We start from the raw sequence: 20,096 nt of genomic DNA on the forward strand, positions 1-20,096 counted from the left end.
CAAAACATCACCCCACACGGGCCTGTCCCACCTGAAATGGCCAATACTCGAAAGGGTAGAGCAGCAATGATCGTCCGCAGTTTCCTTCTTATTGGTGCCGTCGCAGGCTTGGCCGCGTGCCAGCCTGCCATTCCCGACAGCGGTGCGGGCGTTGCCAATCCCGGGCGCGGGGTGGGCTTTGACAACCCCAACACGTTGGCCGCCCGCGAGGCGCGCGCTTCGCAACTCGCCAACCCCGGTGTGCCAGCGGCCCCGTCGGTCGGCACGCAGGCGCTGCCACCTGCGGATGCAGCGACGGTGACATCGACGCGCACGGCACGCGCTGTGTCCGACCCCCAAGGGCTGGACGCGGAGCTGGCACAGGTCGCGGCCAGTGAGGATGCTGCCGCCGCTCGTGCCAATTCGGGTCAGCAGGTGCTGAATGCCAGCCCCTCCAACGCGGCGCCGGTGATCCTTAACAATCCCGGCATCTCGGATGAGAACAGCTTTGACGCGGTCGCCTCGCGCGAATCCATCGAAAGCGACGCGGCGCGTATCGCGTCGAACCGTCAACAGTACGAAGTGATCCAGCCCACCGCGCTGCCCAGCCGTGCGGGCAACAGCCAGCCGAACGTGGTGCAATACGCGCTGCAAACCAGCCACCCGCGGGGCACCAAGGTGCACCGCCGCCTGAGCCTCGCGTCCAATGCGAAATACCAGCGCAACTGCGCGCAATACGCATCCTCGGATGAAGCGCAGATCGATTTCCTCGCCTTTGGCGGGCCGGACCGTGACCGCAAGGGGTTGGACCCTGATGGTGACGGCTATGCCTGCGACTGGGATCCGGCCCCCTTCCGGCGTGCCGCTGGCAACTAAGGCGGGGCAGGTGACACAGCTGCTTTGTCCCTCGCCCAATTGCGGGCCGCGTCGGGACGGGCTGCTGCCGCGCTTTGTTGTGCTGCACCACACCGCGATGAAGACAGCTGAGGCCGCGATCGAACGGCTGTGCGATCCGGCAAGCGAAGTGTCGGCCCATTACGTTATCTGCAAGTCTGGGCGCGTCACGCAACTGGTGGGCGAAGGGCTGCGCGCATGGCATGCAGGGGCGGGTGAATGGCAGGGGCTGTCGGACATGAACTCGCGCTCCATCGGGATCGAGCTCGACAATGACGGGCAGGGGCCTTTCCCCGAGCCACTGATGCAGGCGCTGGAACCCCTTTTGCGCCATATGATGCAGGCGTGGGATATTCCGCCGGCGAATGTGATCGGCCATTCCGACATGGCCCCGGGGCGCAAACAGGATCCCGGCCCGTGGTTTGACTGGGACAGACTGGCGCGCCAAGGGCTCGCCGCCCCTACGGCGCAGCACAACGTACCCGCCAGTTGTGACATGAACGCCTTCCGCGCCCGCGCCCGCGCTGCTGGATACACCGCTGTGGTTGAGGACGCGGCCCTTCTCGACGCCGTGCGCCTGCGCCACCGCCCCCATGCCACGGGCGCGCTAAGCGCGGACGACTTCACTGTCCTGCCTCCCGCACCGGACCAAGCCTAAAGTCCCACCGGTCCACCCTTCTCTGTTCCAAAAAAATCCCCGCCGGAGGCTCCCGCCCTCACCACCGGCGCGACGTGTGCCATTGACGGCCCCCACCTGCGCACCGTAAGGCCTTCCTCGCGCGGAGAGGCGGATGGCCGCTTGGGGGCATGCCCCCGAGAGGAAAGTCCGGACTCCCGAAAGACACGGTGCCGGGTAACGCCCGGGCGGGGTAACTCGACGGACAGCGCCACAGAAAACAAACCGCCTTGTGCGCCCGCTTGCGGAGGCCAAGGTCAGGGTGAAACGGTGGGGTAAGAGCCCACCGCCGGGCTGGTAACAGTCCGGGCATGGCAAGCCCCACCGGGAGCAATGCCAAATAGGGACCGCGTGTCGGGCAACCGACGGGGCTGCTTTCGCCCCAGCAGGTCCGGGTTGGCAGCTAGAGCCGCAGTGGCAACATTGCGGCAAGAGGAATGGTCATCTCGGGGCGGGCAACCGCCCTAGACAGAATCCGGCTTATAGCCTCTCCGCGCATATTTTCCCCGTTTGAACGGCCCATATCGGCCGGAAAATGGGTGCAACAGCAGCGATAGGGCGCTTGCGGGGTTGACTCGGGTGTGCGGCGGGGTAAAAGCAGCGCTCATACGAATTTCCCGCTGGCGCCGCACAGCGTACCAGCGATGCAGGAGACACAAGATGGCCAAGCCAACCACGATCAAAATCCGCCTGAATTCGACCGCAGGTACTGGCCACTTTTATGTGACCAAAAAGAACGCGCGCACCATGACCGAAAAGATGGTCGTCAAGAAATACGACCCCGTCGTGCGCAAACATGTTGAGTACAAGGAAGGCAAGATCAAGTAAGATCGCCTACCTCTCGCAGTTTAAGGGCCGTTTCCTGAAGGAAGCGGCCTTTTTCTTTGTCTGCCATTCGGGCGTGCAGGAGGGGGCTGTGTCTAGTCCAGCCCGTCAACCGGTGTGCCATCGCCGGTGGTGTAGTGGCGCGCGCCGCTGCTGCGGTCAAAGGTCAGTACGCGGTCAAGTGCGGGATATGTCACGCGGTCCGCAGGGGCGCGGGTGCCAATTACCACATAGCGCACAGGCGCGCCCGAGCGATTCTCGAGACAGTGGCCCACCGGATCGCCCGCTTTCCAGCAGGCCGCGTCGCCTGCGTGCAGTTCGGTTTGCTGGCCATCCTCGTGCAAGGTCGCGGTGCCTGACAGGATCAGCACCATTTCGTCCTCTGTTGCGTGCCAGTGCGCATGGGAACTACGCGACCCGCTGGGAAGCTCTTCGATGAACGCGCCGAATTGCGTCAGGCCGCCCGTGTCGCTGATCAGTTCGGCCCGGTAGGGGCCAAGGGGGGTGTTTGCGCCGCCATTATCAATTCTGGCCTGTCCTTTGCGAATAACGGTCACGGGGGGCACCTTTGGCAGTGGGGGGAGACGAAAAAGGGCCGGTCACGATGACCGGCCCTTGGAAAGGTTTAGTGGTTCTGGACGCTTACTCTTGCTGGCCCATGAACATCAGCAGGAACTGGAACATGTTCAGGAACGAGATGTAGAGGCTCAGCGCGCCGTCGATGGCGGCCTTGTCCAGCCAGTCCTGATCACCATGTGCGGCGTGCGCCACATAGGTGTTCTTGATATCCTGCGTGTAGAACGCGGTCAGACCTGCAAAGATCAGGATACCGATCATCGAGATCGCGTACATCATCGGACCCGATTGCAGGAACATGTTGATGACCATCGCAACGATCAGGCCAATCACGCCCATCATCAGGAAAGTGCCCATGCCGCTCAGGTCACGCTTGGTGGTGTAACCCCACAGGCTCAGCCCCGCGAATGCGATGGCCGTCACCAAGAAGGTTTGGGTGATGGAGTAGGGGGTGTAGACCAAGAAGATCGACGACATCGACACGCCCATGACGGCGGCGAAGATGAAGAAACCCAGTTGCACAGCCGCAGCCGAGCCGCGACGCATCAACGCGCCCCAGCCGAACAGCAGGAAGGCAAGAGGGGCGAACATTACGACCCAACGCAGCGGTGTGGTGTACAGCGCCTCGCCCAGACCGGTGAGGTATTGCCCTTCGCGCAGCGCGACGGTCGCGCCGGTGGGATCGCTCGTGACAGCCAGACCCGCAATGGCCCATGCCGCCGCAGCGGTAATCAGCATGCCCACGGACATTGTGCCGTAGACCTTGTTCATATGGGCGCGCAGCCCGGCATCGATATGTGCGGCCCGCGTTCCGGCCGCGGTCCGGATGGTGTTTAACTCAGCCATTAAGTGACCTCCAAGTGATAGAAGTTGCCGGTGCGTGACACCGGAGCGCGGATTGAGGCCCGCATTGCCTCTAATATCGGGGTGTTAGGTCACTCTTTCAAGGGTTTTCGCCGGATGTTCCGGTGCCAAGTCGCACAAGTTTGACCAATGCGTTACGCGAACGGGTCAATCTTGTGCGTTCTTTGGTATCAAAGGCTTAGCGGCGCCAGTTGGCGGGCACGTCCCAGATCGGTTTTGCGGCTTCTTTGGCGGCGCATTTGGCGCTGACGCCGATGTCGGCCAGTGCGTCCGCGTCAAGGCGGGCCAGTGCGCGGCGGGTGCGCCACACGTTCAGGGCCGTCGTCAGGGAAAAACGGCGGGACGCAGGGGCGACGGTCAGGGCGTTGTTGCAGCTGTTGATATCGATAAGGGCCATCGGTCTGTCTCCTTCTTGGGTAAACGTGATGCATGAAGCGGTTCGTATCAATTCTGTTGATGCATATGGTTTGTTATGGCACATTTGAAAAACGAATGTTTGTTCGATCGTGCATCAAGGATAGTGATATGAGAAATCTGGACGTCACCACATTGCGCTCTTTCGTGGCCGTGGCCGAAAGCGGCGGGGTCACGCGCGCTGCCGGTTTCCTGCATCTAACCCAGTCGGCGGTGTCGATGCAGATGAAGCGTCTTGAAGAGTTGCTGGGCCTTGAATTGCTCGACCGGTCGGGGCGCACCATTGCGCTGACCGCCTCGGGCGAGCAGTTGTTGGTCTATGCCCGCCGCATGGTGGCGCTGAATGACGAGGTGATCACGCGGCTGACCGATCAGGCCTATGAGGGCGAGATCACCTTGGGCGTGCCCCACGACATCGTCTATCCGGCGATCCCGCAGGTTCTGAAACAGTTCCACGCCGCTTTTCCGCGCGTGAAGGTCCAATTGGATAGTTCGTTCACACGGCGGCTGAAAGCCGAATTTGCCAAGGGCGCGTTCGACATCATCCTGACCACGGAAACAGGGCTGGATACCGGCGGGGAGGAGTTGGCCGTCAAGCCGCTGTGCTGGGTTGGCGCGCCTGGTGGCTCGGCCTGGCGACAGCGTCCGCTCAAGCTCGCCTTCGGGCGAATGTGTACATTTCGCCCCCGTGTGGTGGAGCATTTGGACGAGGCGGGCATCCCGTGGGACGTGGTTGTCGAGACCGAAAGCGACCGCACGATCGAAGCGACAGTCAGCGCCGATCTGGCCGTGCATACCATGATCGAAGGGACCGAACCGCCACATCTGGACCGCATCGACCATGGCGGCGCATTGCCCGCGCTGCCCGCGCACCGGATCAACCTTTATGGCGCGACACGGGGCACGAACGAGGTGCATGACGCGTTGCTTGCGATGTTGCGCCGCGCCTTCCGCGCGCCCGAGACGGTGCAACTGCGCGCGGTGGCGCGGGTCTGACCGGTTCGATGTGTGGGTGATTCTGCCGGCTTCACGAGCAGGTGCACAGGCTATTGGCAGATTTTCGCCATTTAACGCGCATTTTTTCGCGCGTCATTTTCCGAACTTGCTTTGGAAACAATATTGCCTTCGCCTCAGGGTTGAGTTGACGTGTTCGTAAGGTAACGTATTGTTAGATCGCGAGAAACGGCGTGCGGGTGGAGCTGTATACAAATAGATGACCTCTCAACAAACTGATATCGTTCACATCTTTGCACGCGCGGACCTATACGAAGGGGTAGTATCGACACCGCTGGACGACGGTGCGATTTCCGGTTTGAGTTGTGAATTCACCGAATGTTGAGTAATCTAGTAAACAACTTCGGATGTTAACGGTCCGACGGTGCGGGCGGTGCATTTTTGTGTACCGCCCGCACCGTAAGTAAATAAAAAGCGGAGTTACAAGATGGCGCATCAAGTAGACGTGCATGTCGGCAAACGCATCCGGCAACGGCGTTGGCTGGTCGGTATGACACAGCAAAAGTTGGCCGATCTTGTTGGTATCAAGTTCCAGCAGATCCAGAAATATGAGACCGGAGCGAACCGTGTTAGCGCGTCGCGGCTTTGGGATATCGGCGAGGCGATGGGTGTGCCGGTGGCGTACTTTTTTGAAGGTATCGAAGGGCGCGACGAAACGGGTGCCGAACATGGTGCATCCGCGGCCGTTGCCGTGCCCGACATGATGGGCGACAAAGAAGCGATGGAACTGGTGCGCACCTATTACGCCATTCCCGAAAACCAGCGCCGCCGCCTGTTCGAACTGGCCCGCGTACTTAGCGACGTCGCCTAGGCGATCTGCGCGAACACCGCGTGCGGGGGGCCGTGTGCCCCCGTGCACGTCAGCGGGTGGCGCAGGCCCTCTTGCATTGTCAGCAGGGGTCTGGCACGCCGTTTTCATGGACCACGATATACCCCGATTGACGCAGGTTGCCCATGCGCTGGCCGATGCCGCACGCGCTGCGATCCTGCCTTATTTCCGCACGCCGGACCTTGCCGACGACAACAAGCTGTCGACGGGCTATGACCCTGTGACAGTTGCCGACCGCGCCGCCGAACAGGCGATGCGCGCCGTGCTGGCCGAGATGCGCCCTGACGACGCGATCTTGGGCGAGGAGTTCGGCGTTACCGCAGGGACCAGCGGCCTTACTTGGGTGCTGGACCCGATTGACGGCACGCGGGGCTTTGTGTCGGGCACGCCGACTTGGGGGGTGCTGATCGCCGTGGGGCCTGAGAGCGGCCCGATCCTTGGCATGATCGACCAGCCCTATATCGGTGAGCGTTTTGTCGGGGCGGCGGGGCAGGCGGTGCTTGAGGGGCCGCATGGCACCCAGACCATCACCACCCGTGCTGCGCGCCCGCTGTCGGAGGCGGTGTTGTTTACCACTTTCCCCGAGGTCGGAACGCCGGATGACCGCGCCGCATTCGAGGCCGTGGCCGCGCAGGTAAAACTGGTGCGTTACGGCATGGATTGTTACGCCTACGGGCTGGTTGCCGCCGGACAGGTCGATCTGGTGATCGAGGCGGGGTTGAACAACTACGACATTCAGGCCCCCATCGCGCTGATCGAGGCCGCAGGCGGCATCGTCACGGATTGGGAGGGCGGCCCCGTCCACAATGGCGGGCGCGCCGTGGCGGCAGCAAACGCGCAGATCCACAGCGCCGCATTGGAGATCCTGCGGGGCCAGTCATGAACGAAGTGCTGATCCGGCGCGCCGACCATCTGGTCACAATGGATGACGACCGCCGTGTGCTGCGCGGCGCGGATATCCTGCTGCGCGACGGGGCGGTGGCCGAGGTTGGCCATGGCCTGCACACCGAGGGCGAGGTCGTGGACGCAGCGGGCTGTGTCGTGACCCCCGGATTGGTGAACACCCATCACCACCTGTACCAAACGCTGACCCGTGCGGTGCCTGCGGCGCAGGACGCGCTGCTGTTTGGCTGGTTGCAAACGCTCTACCCGATCTGGGCGCGGTTTGGTCCCGACCATATGTTCGTCTCTGCGCAGATCGGGCTGGCGGAACTGGCCCTGTCCGGCTGCACCATGACTTCGGACCAACTGTATCTTTACCCCAACGGTTCTCGGCTCGACGACACGATTGCCGCTGCGGCGGAGGTCGGGCTGCGGTTTCACGCCACGCGTGGGGCGATGAGCATTGGCGTTAGCGATGGCGGGTTGCCGCCCGACACGCTGGTCGAGGGCGAGGCCGCGATCCTTGAGGATTGCGTGCGCGTGATCGACGCGTTTCATGACAGTTCCGAAAGCGCGATGTGCCGTGTCGGCGTTGCGCCCTGTTCGCCGTTCTCGGTCAGCCGCACCTTGATGCGCGAGGCGGCGGTGCTGGCGCGGGACAAGGGCGTGATGATGCACACCCATCTGGCCGAGAATGACGAGGACATCGCCTATTCCCTGTCGCAGTTCGGCTGTCGCCCCGGTCAATACGCGCAAGAGCTTGGCTGGGTCGGACCGGATGTGTGGCATGCCCATTGCGTAAAGCTGGACGCGTCCGAGATTGCGCTGTTCGCGCAGACCGGCACGGGGGTGGCGCATTGTCCGTGCTCCAACTGCCGTCTGGGATCGGGCATCGCGCCGGTGCGTGCGATGCGGGATGCGGGCGTATCCGTGGGCCTTGGGGTGGACGGATCGGCCAGCAATGATGCGGGCAATCTGGTGGCCGAGGCGCGACAGGCCATGTTGTTGCAGCGTGTCGCCAATGGGGCCGATGCGATGCCCGCGATGGAAGCGCTTGAAATTGCGACGCGGGGCGGGGCGGATGTGCTGGGACGGCCCGAATGTGGCCGCTTGGCCGTGGGCACGCGCGCCGATCTGGCGATCTGGGATGTGTCCGGCGTGGCTTCGGCAGGCAGTTGGGATCCTGCGGCGCTGCTGCTGGCGGGGCCGACCACGGTGCGTGACCTGTTTGTGCAGGGGCGGCAGGTGGTGCGCGACGGGCATGTCACGACCTTTGATCTGGGCGCGGCAGTGGCGCGTCAGAACAGGCTGGTGCAGGGGCTGATCGACGCGGCCTAAGCCGCCGCGCCGCGCTGGCAGATGCCGTTCACCCAGACCTGCGCCACAGCGCGGTCATCGCCCATCATCACCGTGGCAAAAACCTGATCCCAGATATCCTCGGCCTGCGCGCTGCGCTGGGCGATGGCAGGGGTCGAGGCGAGGTCGAGCACGCAGATATCGGCGGCGCGGCCCTGTGCCAATGTGCCGATCTCGTCCCCGCGATGCAGTACAGCGGCAGAGCCTGCGGTGGCGAGCCAAAGCAGTTGCGCCGCATGCACGGGCTGGCCGCGCAACTGTGACACTTCGTAGGCCGCTGCCATGGTGCGCAGCATCGAAAAGGACGACCCGCCGCCTGTGTCGGTCGCGAGGCCCACGGTCTGCGCGCTGCTGGCCAATCCGATCAGGTCGAACAGGCCCGAGCCGATAAAGGTGTTCGAGGTCGGGCAATGCACCATGCCCGCACCCACATCGCGCAAGCGGTCCACTTCGCGCGGCATCAGGTGGATGGCATGGCCGTAGACTCCGCGCGGCCCGAGCAGGCCGAACGCTTCGTAGGTATCAAGGTAGTCGCGTGCGTCCGGAAACAGGCCACGGACCCATTCGATTTCGTCCAGCTGTTCGCTCAGATGCGTCTGCATCAGCACATCGGGCCGCTCGGCCCAAAGCGCGCCGAGCGCGTGCAACTGTTCTGGCGTCGAGGTGGGCGAGAAGCGCGGCGTGATCGCATAGGCCGCGCGGCCGTTGCCGTGCCAGCGGTCAAGCAGCGCCTTGCTGTCGTCGTAGGCGGATTGAGCTGTGTCGCGCAGCCCGTCGGGCGCGTTGCGGTCCATGCAGGTCTTGCCCGCGACCACGGCCATATGGCGGGCCGCTGCGGCCTCGAACACTGCGTCAACGCTGTGCGGATGGATGGTGCAAAAGCTCGCCACTGTGGTGGTGCCGTTGTCGAGCGCAAGATCGAGGTAGCGGTTGGCGATCATGTCGGCATAGGCCGGATCGCTCAGACGCATTTCTTCGGGGAAGGTATAGGTGTTCAGCCAGTCGATCAGCCGCTTGCCCCAAGAGGCGATGATTGCGGTCTGCGGGTAATGCACATGGGCGTCCACAAAGCCGGCCATGATCAGGCGGCCGCTGTGATCGTGGCGCGGGGTGTCGGGACCGGCCAGCGCCAGCGCGTCGGCGCCAATGGCCACAACGCGCCCCGCGTCGATCAATACGGCACTGTCGGAGTCGATGCGCACCGCGTCGACCCATGGCGTGGTGAACGGATTGGCAGAATACTGCAGCACGTGGCCGGTGAGGAGATGTCGGGATGTCATAGCGCTTTATGCCGCTGCGGCGCGCGGGGCGCAAAGTGAAATCGACCGCCATTGTCACTTTCGAGGCCGCCCCCTATGGTCTGCCCGAATACGCCGCAACCGATCAGGGGGTCTTATGTCGGACGATACAGATGTCATGGACCCGCAAACCGAAGAGAAGGGCTATGTGCTTGAGCGCAAAGACCTCGCGGCGATCCTTTATGCGGTGGATATCGACGACCGCGAACAGCTGATCACCCTGATGGAGCCGCTGCACGCGGCAGACATCGCGGACCTTCTGGAACAGATCAACGCCTTTGATCGGGCGCGGCTGATCCGGCTGTATGATCAGGAATTCGACGGCGAAATCCTGTCCGAACTCGACGAATCGATCCGCGAGGAAGTCATCGCCGTTCTGAAGCCGGATGTTCTGGCGGACGCGGTGCGTGAACTCGACAGCGACGATGTTGTCGACCTGATCGAGGATCTGGACGACGCCCAGCAAGAGACCATTCTTGACGCGCTGGAAGATGCCGACCGCGCCATGGTCGAACAGTCGATGTCCTTTCCGGAGTATTCCGCAGGCCGCCTGATGCAGCGCGAGGTGGTGATGGCCCCCGAGCACTGGAGCGTGGGCGAGACCATCGACCATTTGCGTGCCGCATCCGAAGAAGACCTGCCCGACCAGTTCTATCACGTGGTGCTGGTCGACCCGCGTATGCACCCAATCGGGAATGTGACGCTGGGCAAGCTGATGCGCTCGCGCCGCGATGTGAAACTGACTGCGCTGGTAGAGGATACGTTCCGCGTCATCCCCGCGACGCAGGCGGAAAGCGACGTGGCCTATGCGTTCAACCAGTATCACCTGATCTCGGCCCCTGTGGTCGATGACGAGGGGCGGCTGATCGGCCTGATCACCATTGATGACGCCATGGCCGTTCTGGACGAGGAACACGAGGAAGACATCCTGCGCCTTGCCGGTGTGGGTGAGGAATCGGCCCTGTCGGATAATGTGACCGGCACCACCCGCCGCCGCCTGCCATGGCTGGCGGTGAACTTGGTGACGTCGATCCTTGCGTCGATGGTGATTGCGCAATTCGAGATGGCGATCGCGCAGATCGTGGCGCTTGCCGTGCTGATGCCCATCGTGGCGTCCATGGGGGGCAATGCGGGGACGCAATCGCTGACCGTTGCGGTGCGCGCGCTGGCGACCAAAGACCTGACCGGCGCGAACGTGTGGCGGGTTATCCGACGCGAGGTGCTGGTGGGATTGATCAACGGCGTGGTTTTTGCGGTCGTGATGGGAATAGTCGGCATCATCTGGTTCGGCTCGCCCGCGCTTGGCTATGTGATTGGCGCGGCGATGGTGGTGAACATGGTGGTGGCCGGATTTGCAGGCACGGTGATTCCGGTGGTGCTGAACCGCTTTGGCATTGATCCGGCGCTGGCGTCCGGGGCATTTGTGACCACGGTGACGGATGTGGTCGGCTTCTTCGCCTTCCTCGGACTTGCGGCTTTGGTCCTGCTATGACGGGGCGGCGGGGCGGCACTGTTCTCCCTTCCGGTCGAATGCGCCCGCCCACCGGCCCCAAGAGAGGCATGTGATGGATATTGCGGCACAAAAGAGCGAGTTGCGCAAACAGGCCTATGCGCGGCGCAAGGCGGCGTTTGATCTGGATCGGGGCGGGGCCTGCGGGGTCTTGTCCTCGGTTCTGGCGGGATATCGCGGTGTGCCAGTGTCGGGCTACATGCCCATCCGGTCCGAGATTGACCCTGTGCCTGCGATGGCCGAGGCGGCAGCCCATGGCCCCGTGGCGGTGCCTGTGATCCTCGGATCGGGCCAGCCGTTGCGGTTTTCCCGCTGGACCCCCGACGGCGCGATGCGCGAGGGCGTTTTTGGCGCGCGTGTGCCTGTGGTGGACGATTTTCTTGACCCAGAGATCGTGATCGTACCGCTTGTTGCCTTTACCCGCAGTGGCGGGCGGCTGGGCTATGGCGGCGGGTTCTATGACCGCACGCTGGAACAGTTGCGCAACCGCCGCCCGACACTGGCCATCGGCTTTGCCTATGATGTGCAAGAGGTCGACGCCCTGCCGCTGGAGCCGACGGACCAGCCTTTGGACATGATTGTCACCGAAAGCACCGTGATCGAAGTGTGACGCGTGCGCGCTTCGTCACGTCACGGCCCTTGCGGGGGCTTGTCCCGCTTGTGTCCGGCGGCATAAGGAGGGCGCCATGAATATTCTGTTTTTGGGTGATGTCATGGGCCGTTCAGGCCGTCAGGCGATCACCGACACCTTGCCCCGTTTGCGCGATGCGTGGAATCTGGATTTTGTCGTAGTCAACGGCGAGAACGCGACCTCTGGCATGGGGTTGTCGGGCGCGCATGCCAAGCTGTTGCTGGAGGCGGGGGCCGATTGTGTGACCTTGGGCGACCATGCGTTCGACCAGAAGGACATGCTGCAATATATCGAGAGCGAGCCGCGCATCATCCGCCCGCTGAACTTCTCCAAAACCGCGCCCGGAAAAGGGGCGCGCATGTTCACCGCCCGTGGCGGCAAACGTGTGCTGGTGACGCAGGCCTTGGGGCAAGTGTTCATGAAGCGCCCCTTTGACGATCCGTTTTCGGCGCTGGAAACTGTGTTCCGCACTCACCCGCTGGGCGGGGATGCAGACGCGATCATCGTCGATTTCCACTGCGAGGCAACATCCGAAAAGATGGCGATGGGGCATTGGTGCGACGGGCGGGCCAGCCTGATGGTCGGCACCCATACCCATGTGCCCACATCGGATGCGATGATCCTGTCCAAGGGCTGCGGCTATCTGAGTGATGCGGGCATGTGCGGCGACTACAATTCGGTGATCGGCATGCAGCGGGACGAACCGCTGCGCCGCTTTATCACCGGCATGCCCAAGGGGCGCTTTACCCCCGCACTTGGCCCTGCGACCCTGTCGGGTGTCTATATCGAAACTGACGCGAAGGGCCGTGCCACCCGTATCGAGCCTGTGCGGCATGGCGGGGCGTTGCAACAAAGCGGCCCGTGAGACCGATGACACCCGCACCGTGCCTGAGCGCTGCTGCGAAAGCGTGCAGTTGGCCGTCGTTCAAGTCAGCCAGAGCGCCTGTTATTTGGGCCACGCTTGCGCAGTTTCCCTCGGCCGGTTATCTTGCGACGCTGCGCGACAACGCGGCGCTTGCTGGGGCGGGCGCAATCGGCAACACTGCCCCCTGAACTCAGGCGCGTATTCAGGACTTTGACGCTTATGCCCTTTCTCGACGCCTATCCGCTGGCCAGTCCGCTTCTGGCGCTGGTTCTGGTTGTGGTCATGTTCGTCCTGTTCGTGCGCGAGACTTTCTCGACCGAAGTTGTGGCGATTGTTGGCACCGCGCTGATGCTCGCCTTTGGCATCCTGCCCTATGACGATGCGCTGGCGGTGCTGTCCAATCCGGCCCCGTGGACGATTGCGGCGATGTTCATCGTGATGGGCGCGCTGGTGCGCACAGGCGCGCTGGACGTGCTGACGAAATATGCCGAACGCTATGCCAAGACGCACCCCAAGACAGCCGTCGCTGCCGTTATCGTGGCGGTCATGGGCGGATCCGCGATCATGAACAACACGCCGGTTGTGGTCGTGATGATCCCAGTGATGGTGCAGCTGAGCCAAACGCTCGGTTCCAAAGCGTCTAAGCTGCTGATTCCGCTGAGTTACGCGGCAATCATGGGCGGGTCGCTGACGCTGATCGGGACGTCGACCAACCTGCTGGTGGACGGGGTGGCGCGCAATCAGGGGTTGGAACCGTTCGGTATTTTCGAGATCCTGCCCATCGGCCTTGTGGTCTGCGTCTGGGGTTTGATCTTTATGACGCTTTTCGCGCCCAAACTTCTGCCGGATCGCGACAGCATGGCGAACATGCTGTCGGACCGTTCGAAGATGAAATTTTTTACCGAGGCGGTGATCCCGCCCGAAAGCAACCTGATCGGGCGCGCTGTTACCGGCGTGCAATTGTTCAAGCGCGAAGGCGTGCGGTTGATCGACGTGGTGCGCGGGGACATGTCGCTGCGCCGCGAGCTCGAGAAGGTCGAGCTTCAGGTCGGGGACCGTGTGGTGCTGCGCACGCAGATGACCGAGTTGCTGAGCCTTCAGGCCAACAAAGAACTCAAGCGCGTCGATCAGGTGTCGGCGGTGGAAACCACCACGGTCGAGGTGCTGATCACGCCCGGTTGTCGCATGGTGGGCCGGTCGCTTGGTGCGCTGCGGTTGCGGCGGCGCTATGGCGTCTATCCGCTGGCGGTGCACCGGCGGAACCAGAATATCGGGCGGCAGCTCGATACGCTGGTGGTCAAGGTCGGGGATACGCTGCTGTTGGAAGGGGCGCCGGAAGATATCCAGCGCCTCGCCTCGGAGATGGAGATGGTGGACGTATCGCAACCTTCGGCGCGCGCATTCCGTCGTTCGCACGCGCCGATTGCCATTGCCGCCCTTCTGGGCATCGTGGTGCTGGCCGCGCTGAACGTGGCGCCGATCCTGTTGCTGGCGGTGCTGGCCGTGGCGCTGGTGCTGGTCACAGGCTGTATCGACGCGGACGAGGCGTTTTCCTTTGTCGACGGGCAGCTGTTGGCGCTGATTTTCGGCATGTTGGCTGTGGGGGCAGGGTTGCAGAATTCCGGCGCGATCTCGTTGATTGTGGACGGTGTCGCACCCGGTCTGGCGGCGTTGCCTGCGCCGTTGGTGGTGCTGGTGGTGTTCTTCATGACCTCGACCCTGACCGAGATTGTGTCCAACAACGCGGTTGCGGTGATCATGACGCCGCTGGCGATCTCGCTTGGCGTTGCCTTGGGGCTGGATCCGCGCCCCTTGGTGGTCGCGGTGATGATCGCCGCATCCTGCGCCTTTGCGACGCCAATCGGCTATCAGACGAACACGCTGGTCTACGGGCCGGGCGGGTATAAGTTCAGCGATTTCATGCGCATCGGCATTCCGTTGAACATCAGCGTCGCGCTGCTTGCGTCCTTTGTGATCCCGTTCATCTGGCCGCTATAGGCCACTGTTTCGACGGACATCAGGTTAAACGCGTCTGGCGCAAGTCAGCGCGTTTAAAGCCTTTCTAAACATCTCTCTGTTTCTTGTGGGCCTACCAGCCGAATCCGGGAGAGCCATCATGATTCAGAAAACACGACTATTCGCATGCATCGCCATGCTGTGCGCCGCCACGCCGTTGCTGGCGCAGCAGGGTGTCACCGATGACAGCATCAATCTGGCCCAAGTGGCCGCCATGGAGGGGCCCGCGGCGGCCTTAGGCACGGGGATGCGGCAAGGGATGCTTGCCGCCTTTGAAGAGGCGAACCGCAATGGCGGTATCGCAGGGCGTCAGATCAACCTGACCAGTATCGACGACGGCTATGAACCGGACCGTTCGGTGAACGAGGTGCGCAAGGTTATCGCGGGCGACAACTATCTGGCCCTTGTCGGCCCAGTGGGCACGCCCACCACCAAGGCGATCCAGCCCATCGCGACCGAGGCGCAGATGCCGATGATCGCGCCCTTTACCGGTGCCGGTTTCTTGCGCGCGCCGGAACTAACCAACGTAATCAACGTGCGCGCCACATATGACGCGGAAACGCAGGCGTGGATCGACCATCTGGTGGATGTGGAGGGGCTGAGCGATATCGCGATCCTCTATCAGGATGACGGCTTTGGCCGCGTTGGCCTGTCGGGCGTGACCAAGGCGCTAGAGGCGCGCGGCATGTCCCTTGTCGCCGAAGGCACCTATACCCGTAACACCGTCGCAGTGAAGTCCGCGCTGCTTGAAATCCGCAAGGCCAAACCGCAGGCGGTTGTGATGGTGGGGGCCTATAAGCCGTTGGCCGAATTCATCAAACTTGCCCGCAAGATGAAGATGGACCCGACTTTTGTAACAATCTCCTTTGTGGGGTCCAAGGCGCTGGCGTCCGAGCTTGGCACTGCTGGCGAAGGGGTGATCATCAGTCAGGTCGTGCCGCGCCCGTGGGATACGTCGCTGCCCATTGTGGCCGAATATCAGGCGGCCCTGTCTGCGCTGGATGCCGCGGCTGAACCCAGCTTTGTCTCTCTCGAAGGGTACGTTGCCGGACGGCTCGCCATCGAAGGGCTGCGCAATGCGGGGCAGGATCTGACCCGCGCCAGCCTGATCGCGGCCATGCAGGGCCTTGGCACGGTCGATCTGGGGGGCATGGTGCTCAACTTCGGGCCTGGTGACAATCAGGGATCGGATGACGTGTTCCTGACGCGGATCGAGGCAGACGGCTCCTTCACCGCCGTGCCGCGTGGCAGCTGAACAAGACGGGTGCCTGCCCGTCTTGGGCGGGCACCATTCACGGCGGGCTTCCTAGAAGTTTTCGAACAGCTTTACAGAAACAGGTGTCTTAATGCGCGGTCTCCTCTCACATATTTTCGGATCGATCCTCGTCCGGTTGGCGCTTATCTTTGGTGCGCTTGCGGCCATGACCACAGCGGCCATTGTGGTCAGCTGGTTCGTGTTCCAGTCGATTGCGGACAATATGACCGTGCTGTCGAAAGAACGGATGCCCGAACTGAACCGCAGTGCAAATGTCATCAAGGTGACAGAGCGTTTGCACGGCATCCTTGCCGACCTGCTGATCGCCGAAACGCCCGAGCAGATCGAAGAGATCAACCGCGAAACGCGCGTGGTCATTGACCATGCTGCGACAATCTCCGCGCAATTTGAGGCAAACGGGGAAGAAGCCTCCGCCCTCAGCGACCAGTTTCAGGATGTCCGGAATTCACTGGCCAATCTGGCCAAGGCACGCTCTGAAGAGTTTGCCAGTGCCGCCGGGGTCGCGGCCTCGGTCGAGCATGCGCAACAGCTTGCAGTGCGGGCGGCGGAATTGCTGACCGAAGCGGCCGATGACGCCTATTTCGATCTGGCCATCGGCGGTGAGGATACGATTACACGCATAGATGAAACGCTGACCCACCTGATCGAACGCGACTTTGCACTTTATCAGGCAACGCTGGCGGTGCGATCCGAAATCAACCTGTTGTCCGGCGTCTCTTTCAGCGTTCTCAAAACCCGCGATAGCGCGATGAAAAGCATCCTGCGCGATCTGGGGCAGGCCGCCGATGATCGCTTGGCCGAGTTGATGCTTGTGCTGGCCGAGGCACCGACAACGCAAGAAGTTGCGGCGGTGGTCAACGAGGCGCGCGAGGTGTTCATGCGCGCCTTGAACAGCAACACTGGGGCGATGCCCGCCCAGTCTGTCTTGGCTTCAAGACAGGACGCGGATGCCGGCCTGTCCCTCGCGCTGGACGACATCTATTTCGAGCTGGTAATCAACAGCGATGACGCGAAAACCGCCAATTCCGAAGCGATCCAATCCCTTCTGGACGATCAGGTTGAACGCATCCGCACGCAATCCGCCGTCGACGTCGCCACAAAGAATTTCTTTGCCTCTGTCATGCAGGTCGCACTTGCCCGTGATCCAGTTGAACTGGGCTTGCGGGGTGAGGATCTGACGCTTATGGCGACGCACCTCACCAAAGCAAGTGCCTCGGCCAGCCCCGAAATCAGTGAACGGCTCGACGCCCTTCTGGCATTCGCGGCCCCCGACACAGGTATCATGGCCACCCGCGCTGCCGCTTTTGACGCCCAGACCAAGGCCATGATGGCGACGCAACGCGCAACGGAGGTGGTGAAAAGTATCGGTGCCATGGCGAGTGACATTGCCGACGCCTCCAGAACGCAGATCGGCGCCACGTCAGCCGCCTTGAATGCCGAGGTCGCGCAGGCACGGCTTTGGGTTCAGCAAATCGGGTGGATCAGCGTGGCAATCGTCGCGTTGGCGCCGCTGTTGATCTGGATCATGATCACGCGTCCGCTCAACCGCGTCACGGCGATTACCGCCCGCCTTGCCGAAGGTGATCTGAATGAGATCGAAGGGGTTAGCACCTACAAAGGGGAACTGGGCCGTCTTGTGGATGCGCTGCAGGTCTTCCGCCATGGCGCGCTTGAGCGGATCAAGTTGCAGGAACAGGAGAAAGAGCGGGAGGCTGCAACGCTGGAGGCCGAGCGCAAGGCCGATGAGGCAAAACGCGCCGCCGAAGAACAATCCCGCGCCGCCGAGGCAAAGCGCGCCGAACAGGACCGTCTGCGCGAGGAACAAGAGCGCGCGCGCAAAGAACAAGAACGCGCCGCGGTCGAGGCAGAGCGAAAAGAGCGCGCGGCAGAGCAGGAACTGGTTGTGAATGAAATCGCCACCAGCTTGCAGCGTTTGTCCGATGGCGACTTTACCCACCGCATTTCTGCGGACTTTCCAGCGGATTACCGGACTTTGCGCATGGATTATAACGCCGCTATCGACATTCTGGCCGAACTGGTGCGCAAGATCGGTGACAGTTCCAGCACAATCGATTCAAGTAGTGCAGAGATCGCCGCATCGTCCATTGACCTGTCGCGCCGGACAGAGGCTGCGGCGGCGACGCTCGAAGAAACCTCTGTCGCGTTGAGTGAACTGACGCGCAGTGTGTCTTCCGCCGCCAAAGGCGCATCTGCCGCGTCGTCGACGGTGGGAACCGTCCAGAAAGACGCCGAAGCCAGCCGCGCCGTGATGGAAAACGCGGTGCTGGCCATGGACAAGATCGAAGGGTCTTCCAAAGAAATCACGAAGATTGTTGAAGTGATCGATGCGATATCCTTCCAGACCAACCTGTTGGCGCTGAATGCGGGCGTGGAAGCCGCGCGCGCGGGCGAAGCGGGCAGAGGATTTGCCGTTGTCGCCTCCGAAGTCCGAGGCCTCGCGCTGCGATGTTCCGAAGCCGCAACGCAGATCAATGGCTTGATCACCGACTCTGCCTCCCACGTGCGGGAGGGCGCGTCGCTCATGGACGAAACGCGCCAAGCGCTTGGCACGATCATCAGTGGCATCAATGATGTGGCGAAAAACGTGTCCGAAATTGCCGCGTCGGCGCATGAGCAATCAACCGGCATCAGTGAAATTAACATCGCCGTGGAGCATCTTGACCGTTCTACCCAGCAGAACGCGGCCATGTTCGAAGAGACGACTGCTTCTAACCAGTTGTTGACCGAAGAGGCGTCCAAACTTGCCCAGATTGTAGCGGGCTTCCGAGTCGACGCTGTGACCAGTGATTGGCAGACGGAGGAGGATAATGGTTCGGTGGCCGCTTAAGTAGCGGAGGGTGCGGGAGGCCGAATAGGTTCCGTTGTTTATGGGGGCGTTAAAAACATTTAGCTAGGTGGTAGCGGACTCTATCCATTCCGAAGTGAATAGGAGGCTATCGAATTTCCGTGCTGCGGGAGTTTTGCCGAGAATTTCCGGTAAGCGGGATGGAAGCTGCGTTCTTGGCATGTAGCTTTATGACCCACGTAGAAAGGGACATAATTACAGATCAACGACGGTCTCGGCGCGCTAATTCTGGATCTTATCGTGACGACGAATGACGATGTGGAGCGGAGGATTTAGCTGACGGTTTGTGCTCCCAACTCCATCCGCTTTTCGGTGGTTGTATGCTGCTAACATCCAAAAAACCTGCGCCGCGTAGGACGCGTATGAGGCGGATGTTCTAAACCCAGTGAAACACCATATGTTGTTTACTGGATCAGTGCTCCACCAGCTGGTCCATCACTGCCGCCCCCAACTGCGCCAATGCGGCGCTGCGCGTGGCGAAATCTGCGTTTGTGTCGGAGATCGACAGGCTGACGAAGATTGGTTCTTTGCTTGGTGGGGTCAGCATTGCGATCAGGGTGCGGCTGTTTTTGCCGCTGCCGGATTTGTCGGCCACGGCCCAACCCTCGGGGACAGACGGGCGGATCAAAGTGCCGGTCCAGCTTCCCGGACGCATATAGGCGGTGAGCAGTTGTTGGTGTTGAGGTGACAGAGCGTTGCCGATCAGCAAGGTTTCGAGCGTTCGCACCATGGCGGCGGGGGTGGTGGTGTCGCGCGGGTCGCCTCGGGCAAACCTGTTTAATTCAGGCTCGGTTCTGTCTGATCGGGTCGTGTCATCACCGATGCGACGCAGGAACGTAGTCACCTGCGCAGGCCCACCAAGGGCGTCGAACAACAGGTTGGTGGCGCCGTTATCGCTTTGGTCGATCGCGGCAAAGCAGAGGTCGGCGACTGTCATGTGCTCTCCGACACGCGATTGCGTCACGGGGGCGTGGCCGACGACATGTTCGGCGCGGATGCGCAAAAAGGTCGGTAAGGGCCAAATCGTCCTGCGCGAGTGCGGCGGCGCAGACCAGCACTTTGACCGTGCTGTTCATGGGGAACCGCTCGTCCGCGCGGTGGGTCCATGTTTCATTCGTGGCGCTGTGGTGGATGGCCACGCCGATGCGCGCGCCGAGGTTGCGTTCAAGCCGGTCGATGGTCCGGCTCAGGTCGGCGGCGCAGACAGAGAAGGGCAGGAGTAGCGCGACGATAAAAGCCGCTCGTCGAAGGAACACCATGGCAAGGCCTGTGTGTCGGAAATTGCAGATGCGGGTACGGATAGCGCGCTGGGCTGGTCAGCGACA

Annotated in this window: 19 protein-coding genes and 1 other RNA gene; 14 read left to right on the forward strand and 6 right to left on the reverse strand. The window is 62.2% G+C overall.

Annotated features, from left to right (window positions below; all coding sequences use genetic code 11):
- Positions 1-66 precede the first annotated feature (66 nt).
- The 4 genes from AC6GQJ_RS16675 (at position 67) to rpmG (ending at position 2,377) form a co-directional block, all read left to right on the forward strand.
- Entirely contained in the window at positions 67-855 is a 789-nt protein-coding gene (locus tag AC6GQJ_RS16675; RefSeq protein ID WP_500770289.1) for a hypothetical protein, read from the forward strand.
- A 10-nt stretch (positions 856-865) separates the two neighbouring features.
- Positions 866-1,531 carry an N-acetylmuramoyl-L-alanine amidase gene (locus AC6GQJ_RS16680; RefSeq protein ID WP_500770291.1) on the forward strand — a complete coding sequence of 222 codons (666 nt, stop codon included), beginning with the start codon at positions 866-868 and terminating at the stop codon, positions 1,529-1,531.
- Positions 1,532-1,652: 121 nt separating this feature from the next.
- Positions 1,653-2,048, forward strand: an RNA gene (gene rnpB / locus AC6GQJ_RS16685) — RNase P RNA component class A.
- 161 nt (positions 2,049-2,209) lie between these two features.
- Positions 2,210-2,377 (forward strand): 50S ribosomal protein L33, encoded by a 168-nt coding sequence (rpmG, locus tag AC6GQJ_RS16690; RefSeq protein WP_058315632.1) that lies wholly within the window; start codon positions 2,210-2,212, stop codon positions 2,375-2,377.
- Positions 2,378-2,469: 92 nt separating this feature from the next.
- Here the strand turns inward: rpmG and AC6GQJ_RS16695 are convergent, their stop codons facing one another.
- From AC6GQJ_RS16695 to AC6GQJ_RS16705, 3 genes are all read right to left on the reverse strand, one after another.
- Positions 2,470-2,931: a cupin domain-containing protein gene (locus AC6GQJ_RS16695; protein WP_500770293.1), complete on the reverse strand. Its 462-nt coding sequence runs from the start codon at positions 2,929-2,931 to the stop codon at positions 2,470-2,472.
- 85 nt (positions 2,932-3,016) lie between these two features.
- A complete protein-coding gene (locus tag AC6GQJ_RS16700; protein ID WP_500770295.1) occupies positions 3,017-3,796 on the reverse strand; it encodes a Bax inhibitor-1/YccA family protein in 780 nt (259 codons plus the stop codon).
- A 196-nt stretch (positions 3,797-3,992) separates the two neighbouring features.
- Complete coding sequence (locus AC6GQJ_RS16705) at positions 3,993-4,211, reverse strand: YjiS-like domain-containing protein (RefSeq protein WP_500770297.1); 219 nt, start codon at positions 4,209-4,211, stop codon at positions 3,993-3,995.
- Between the two features lie 128 nt (positions 4,212-4,339).
- On the opposite strand from AC6GQJ_RS16705, the gene AC6GQJ_RS16710 reads away from it, so the two are divergent.
- The 4 genes from AC6GQJ_RS16710 to AC6GQJ_RS16725 all read left to right on the forward strand — a co-directional run bounded on the left by AC6GQJ_RS16710 (position 4,340) and on the right by AC6GQJ_RS16725 (position 8,291).
- The gene (locus AC6GQJ_RS16710; RefSeq protein WP_500770299.1) at positions 4,340-5,224 is read left to right on the forward strand and encodes a LysR family transcriptional regulator; all 885 of its coding nucleotides are present in this window, start codon (positions 4,340-4,342) and stop codon (positions 5,222-5,224) included.
- Positions 5,225-5,669: 445 nt separating this feature from the next.
- Positions 5,670-6,053, forward strand: a complete 384-nt coding sequence (locus AC6GQJ_RS16715; protein WP_500770301.1) for a helix-turn-helix domain-containing protein — start codon at positions 5,670-5,672, stop codon at positions 6,051-6,053.
- A 106-nt stretch (positions 6,054-6,159) separates the two neighbouring features.
- Positions 6,160-6,954 (forward strand): histidinol-phosphatase, encoded by a 795-nt coding sequence (hisN, locus tag AC6GQJ_RS16720; RefSeq protein ID WP_500770303.1) that lies wholly within the window; start codon positions 6,160-6,162, stop codon positions 6,952-6,954.
- Positions 6,951-8,291, forward strand: coding sequence for an 8-oxoguanine deaminase (locus AC6GQJ_RS16725; RefSeq protein WP_500770305.1), 1,341 nt, complete (start codon positions 6,951-6,953; stop codon positions 8,289-8,291). The genes hisN and AC6GQJ_RS16725 overlap by 4 nt, the downstream gene beginning before the upstream one ends.
- Here the strand turns inward: AC6GQJ_RS16725 and guaD are convergent.
- Positions 8,288-9,589: a guanine deaminase gene (gene guaD, locus AC6GQJ_RS16730; RefSeq protein WP_500770307.1), complete on the reverse strand. Its 1,302-nt coding sequence runs from the start codon at positions 9,587-9,589 to the stop codon at positions 8,288-8,290. The genes AC6GQJ_RS16725 and guaD overlap by 4 nt on opposite strands.
- 115 nt (positions 9,590-9,704) lie before the next feature.
- Here guaD and mgtE point away from each other — a divergent pair, with 115 nt between their 5' ends.
- The 6 genes from mgtE to AC6GQJ_RS16760 all read left to right on the forward strand — a co-directional run bounded on the left by mgtE (position 9,705) and on the right by AC6GQJ_RS16760 (position 18,753).
- Positions 9,705-11,099, forward strand: coding sequence for a magnesium transporter (gene mgtE, locus AC6GQJ_RS16735; protein ID WP_500770309.1), 1,395 nt, complete (start codon positions 9,705-9,707; stop codon positions 11,097-11,099).
- A 73-nt stretch (positions 11,100-11,172) separates the two neighbouring features.
- Positions 11,173-11,727, forward strand: coding sequence for a 5-formyltetrahydrofolate cyclo-ligase (locus AC6GQJ_RS16740; protein WP_500770311.1), 555 nt, complete (start codon positions 11,173-11,175; stop codon positions 11,725-11,727).
- Positions 11,728-11,803: 76 nt separating this feature from the next.
- Complete coding sequence (locus tag AC6GQJ_RS16745) at positions 11,804-12,613, forward strand: TIGR00282 family metallophosphoesterase (protein ID WP_500770313.1); 810 nt, start codon at positions 11,804-11,806, stop codon at positions 12,611-12,613.
- A 219-nt stretch (positions 12,614-12,832) separates the two neighbouring features.
- Positions 12,833-14,611 carry an SLC13 family permease gene (locus tag AC6GQJ_RS16750; protein WP_500770315.1) on the forward strand — a complete coding sequence of 593 codons (1,779 nt, stop codon included), beginning with the start codon at positions 12,833-12,835 and terminating at the stop codon, positions 14,609-14,611.
- 118 nt (positions 14,612-14,729) lie between these two features.
- On the forward strand, positions 14,730-15,884 hold the full coding sequence (locus AC6GQJ_RS16755; RefSeq protein WP_500770317.1) for an ABC transporter substrate-binding protein: 1,155 nt from the start codon (positions 14,730-14,732) through the stop codon (positions 15,882-15,884).
- A gap of 91 nt (positions 15,885-15,975) precedes the next feature.
- The gene (locus AC6GQJ_RS16760) at positions 15,976-18,753 is read left to right on the forward strand and encodes a methyl-accepting chemotaxis protein (RefSeq protein ID WP_500770319.1); all 2,778 of its coding nucleotides are present in this window, start codon (positions 15,976-15,978) and stop codon (positions 18,751-18,753) included.
- 430 nt (positions 18,754-19,183) lie between these two features.
- Here AC6GQJ_RS16760 and AC6GQJ_RS16765 read toward each other — a convergent pair whose 3' ends face one another.
- Both AC6GQJ_RS16765 and AC6GQJ_RS16770 read right to left on the reverse strand, forming a co-directional pair.
- Positions 19,184-19,735: a serine hydrolase gene (locus AC6GQJ_RS16765; protein WP_500770321.1), complete on the reverse strand. Its 552-nt coding sequence runs from the start codon at positions 19,733-19,735 to the stop codon at positions 19,184-19,186.
- Complete coding sequence (locus tag AC6GQJ_RS16770; RefSeq protein ID WP_500770323.1) at positions 19,662-20,030, reverse strand: serine hydrolase; 369 nt, start codon at positions 20,028-20,030, stop codon at positions 19,662-19,664. Before AC6GQJ_RS16770 ends, AC6GQJ_RS16765 begins: the two co-directional genes overlap by 74 nt.
- Positions 20,031-20,096: the final 66 nt, after the last annotated feature.

It is taken from the genome of Tateyamaria sp. 7Alg 36 (assembly GCF_059882455.1).

Bases quoted from the DNA above. Each gene is read 5' to 3' on its own strand.
- AC6GQJ_RS16710 (WP_500770299.1), top strand. From the start codon at position 4,340: ATGAGAAATCTGGACGTCACCACATTGCGCTCTTTCGTGGCCGTGGCC.
- AC6GQJ_RS16675 (WP_500770289.1), top strand. From the start codon at position 67: ATGATCGTCCGCAGTTTCCTTCTTATTGGTGCCGTCGCAGGCTTGGCC.
- mgtE (WP_500770309.1), top strand. From the start codon at position 9,705: ATGTCGGACGATACAGATGTCATGGACCCGCAAACCGAAGAGAAGGGC.
- AC6GQJ_RS16750 (WP_500770315.1), top strand. From the start codon at position 12,833: ATGCCCTTTCTCGACGCCTATCCGCTGGCCAGTCCGCTTCTGGCGCTG.
- AC6GQJ_RS16725 (WP_500770305.1), top strand. From the start codon at position 6,951: ATGAACGAAGTGCTGATCCGGCGCGCCGACCATCTGGTCACAATGGAT.
- AC6GQJ_RS16705 (WP_500770297.1), bottom strand. From the start codon at position 4,211: ATGGCCCTTATCGATATCAACAGCTGCAACAACGCCCTGACCGTCGCC.
- rpmG (WP_058315632.1), top strand. From the start codon at position 2,210: ATGGCCAAGCCAACCACGATCAAAATCCGCCTGAATTCGACCGCAGGT.
- AC6GQJ_RS16755 (WP_500770317.1), top strand. From the start codon at position 14,730: ATGATTCAGAAAACACGACTATTCGCATGCATCGCCATGCTGTGCGCC.
- AC6GQJ_RS16700 (WP_500770295.1), bottom strand. From the start codon at position 3,796: ATGGCTGAGTTAAACACCATCCGGACCGCGGCCGGAACGCGGGCCGCA.
- AC6GQJ_RS16760 (WP_500770319.1), top strand. From the start codon at position 15,976: ATGCGCGGTCTCCTCTCACATATTTTCGGATCGATCCTCGTCCGGTTG.
- AC6GQJ_RS16770 (WP_500770323.1), bottom strand. From the start codon at position 20,030: ATGGTGTTCCTTCGACGAGCGGCTTTTATCGTCGCGCTACTCCTGCCC.
- hisN (WP_500770303.1), top strand. From the start codon at position 6,160: ATGGACCACGATATACCCCGATTGACGCAGGTTGCCCATGCGCTGGCC.
- AC6GQJ_RS16745 (WP_500770313.1), top strand. From the start codon at position 11,804: ATGAATATTCTGTTTTTGGGTGATGTCATGGGCCGTTCAGGCCGTCAG.
- AC6GQJ_RS16715 (WP_500770301.1), top strand. From the start codon at position 5,670: ATGGCGCATCAAGTAGACGTGCATGTCGGCAAACGCATCCGGCAACGG.
- AC6GQJ_RS16740 (WP_500770311.1), top strand. From the start codon at position 11,173: ATGGATATTGCGGCACAAAAGAGCGAGTTGCGCAAACAGGCCTATGCG.
- guaD (WP_500770307.1), bottom strand. From the start codon at position 9,589: ATGACATCCCGACATCTCCTCACCGGCCACGTGCTGCAGTATTCTGCC.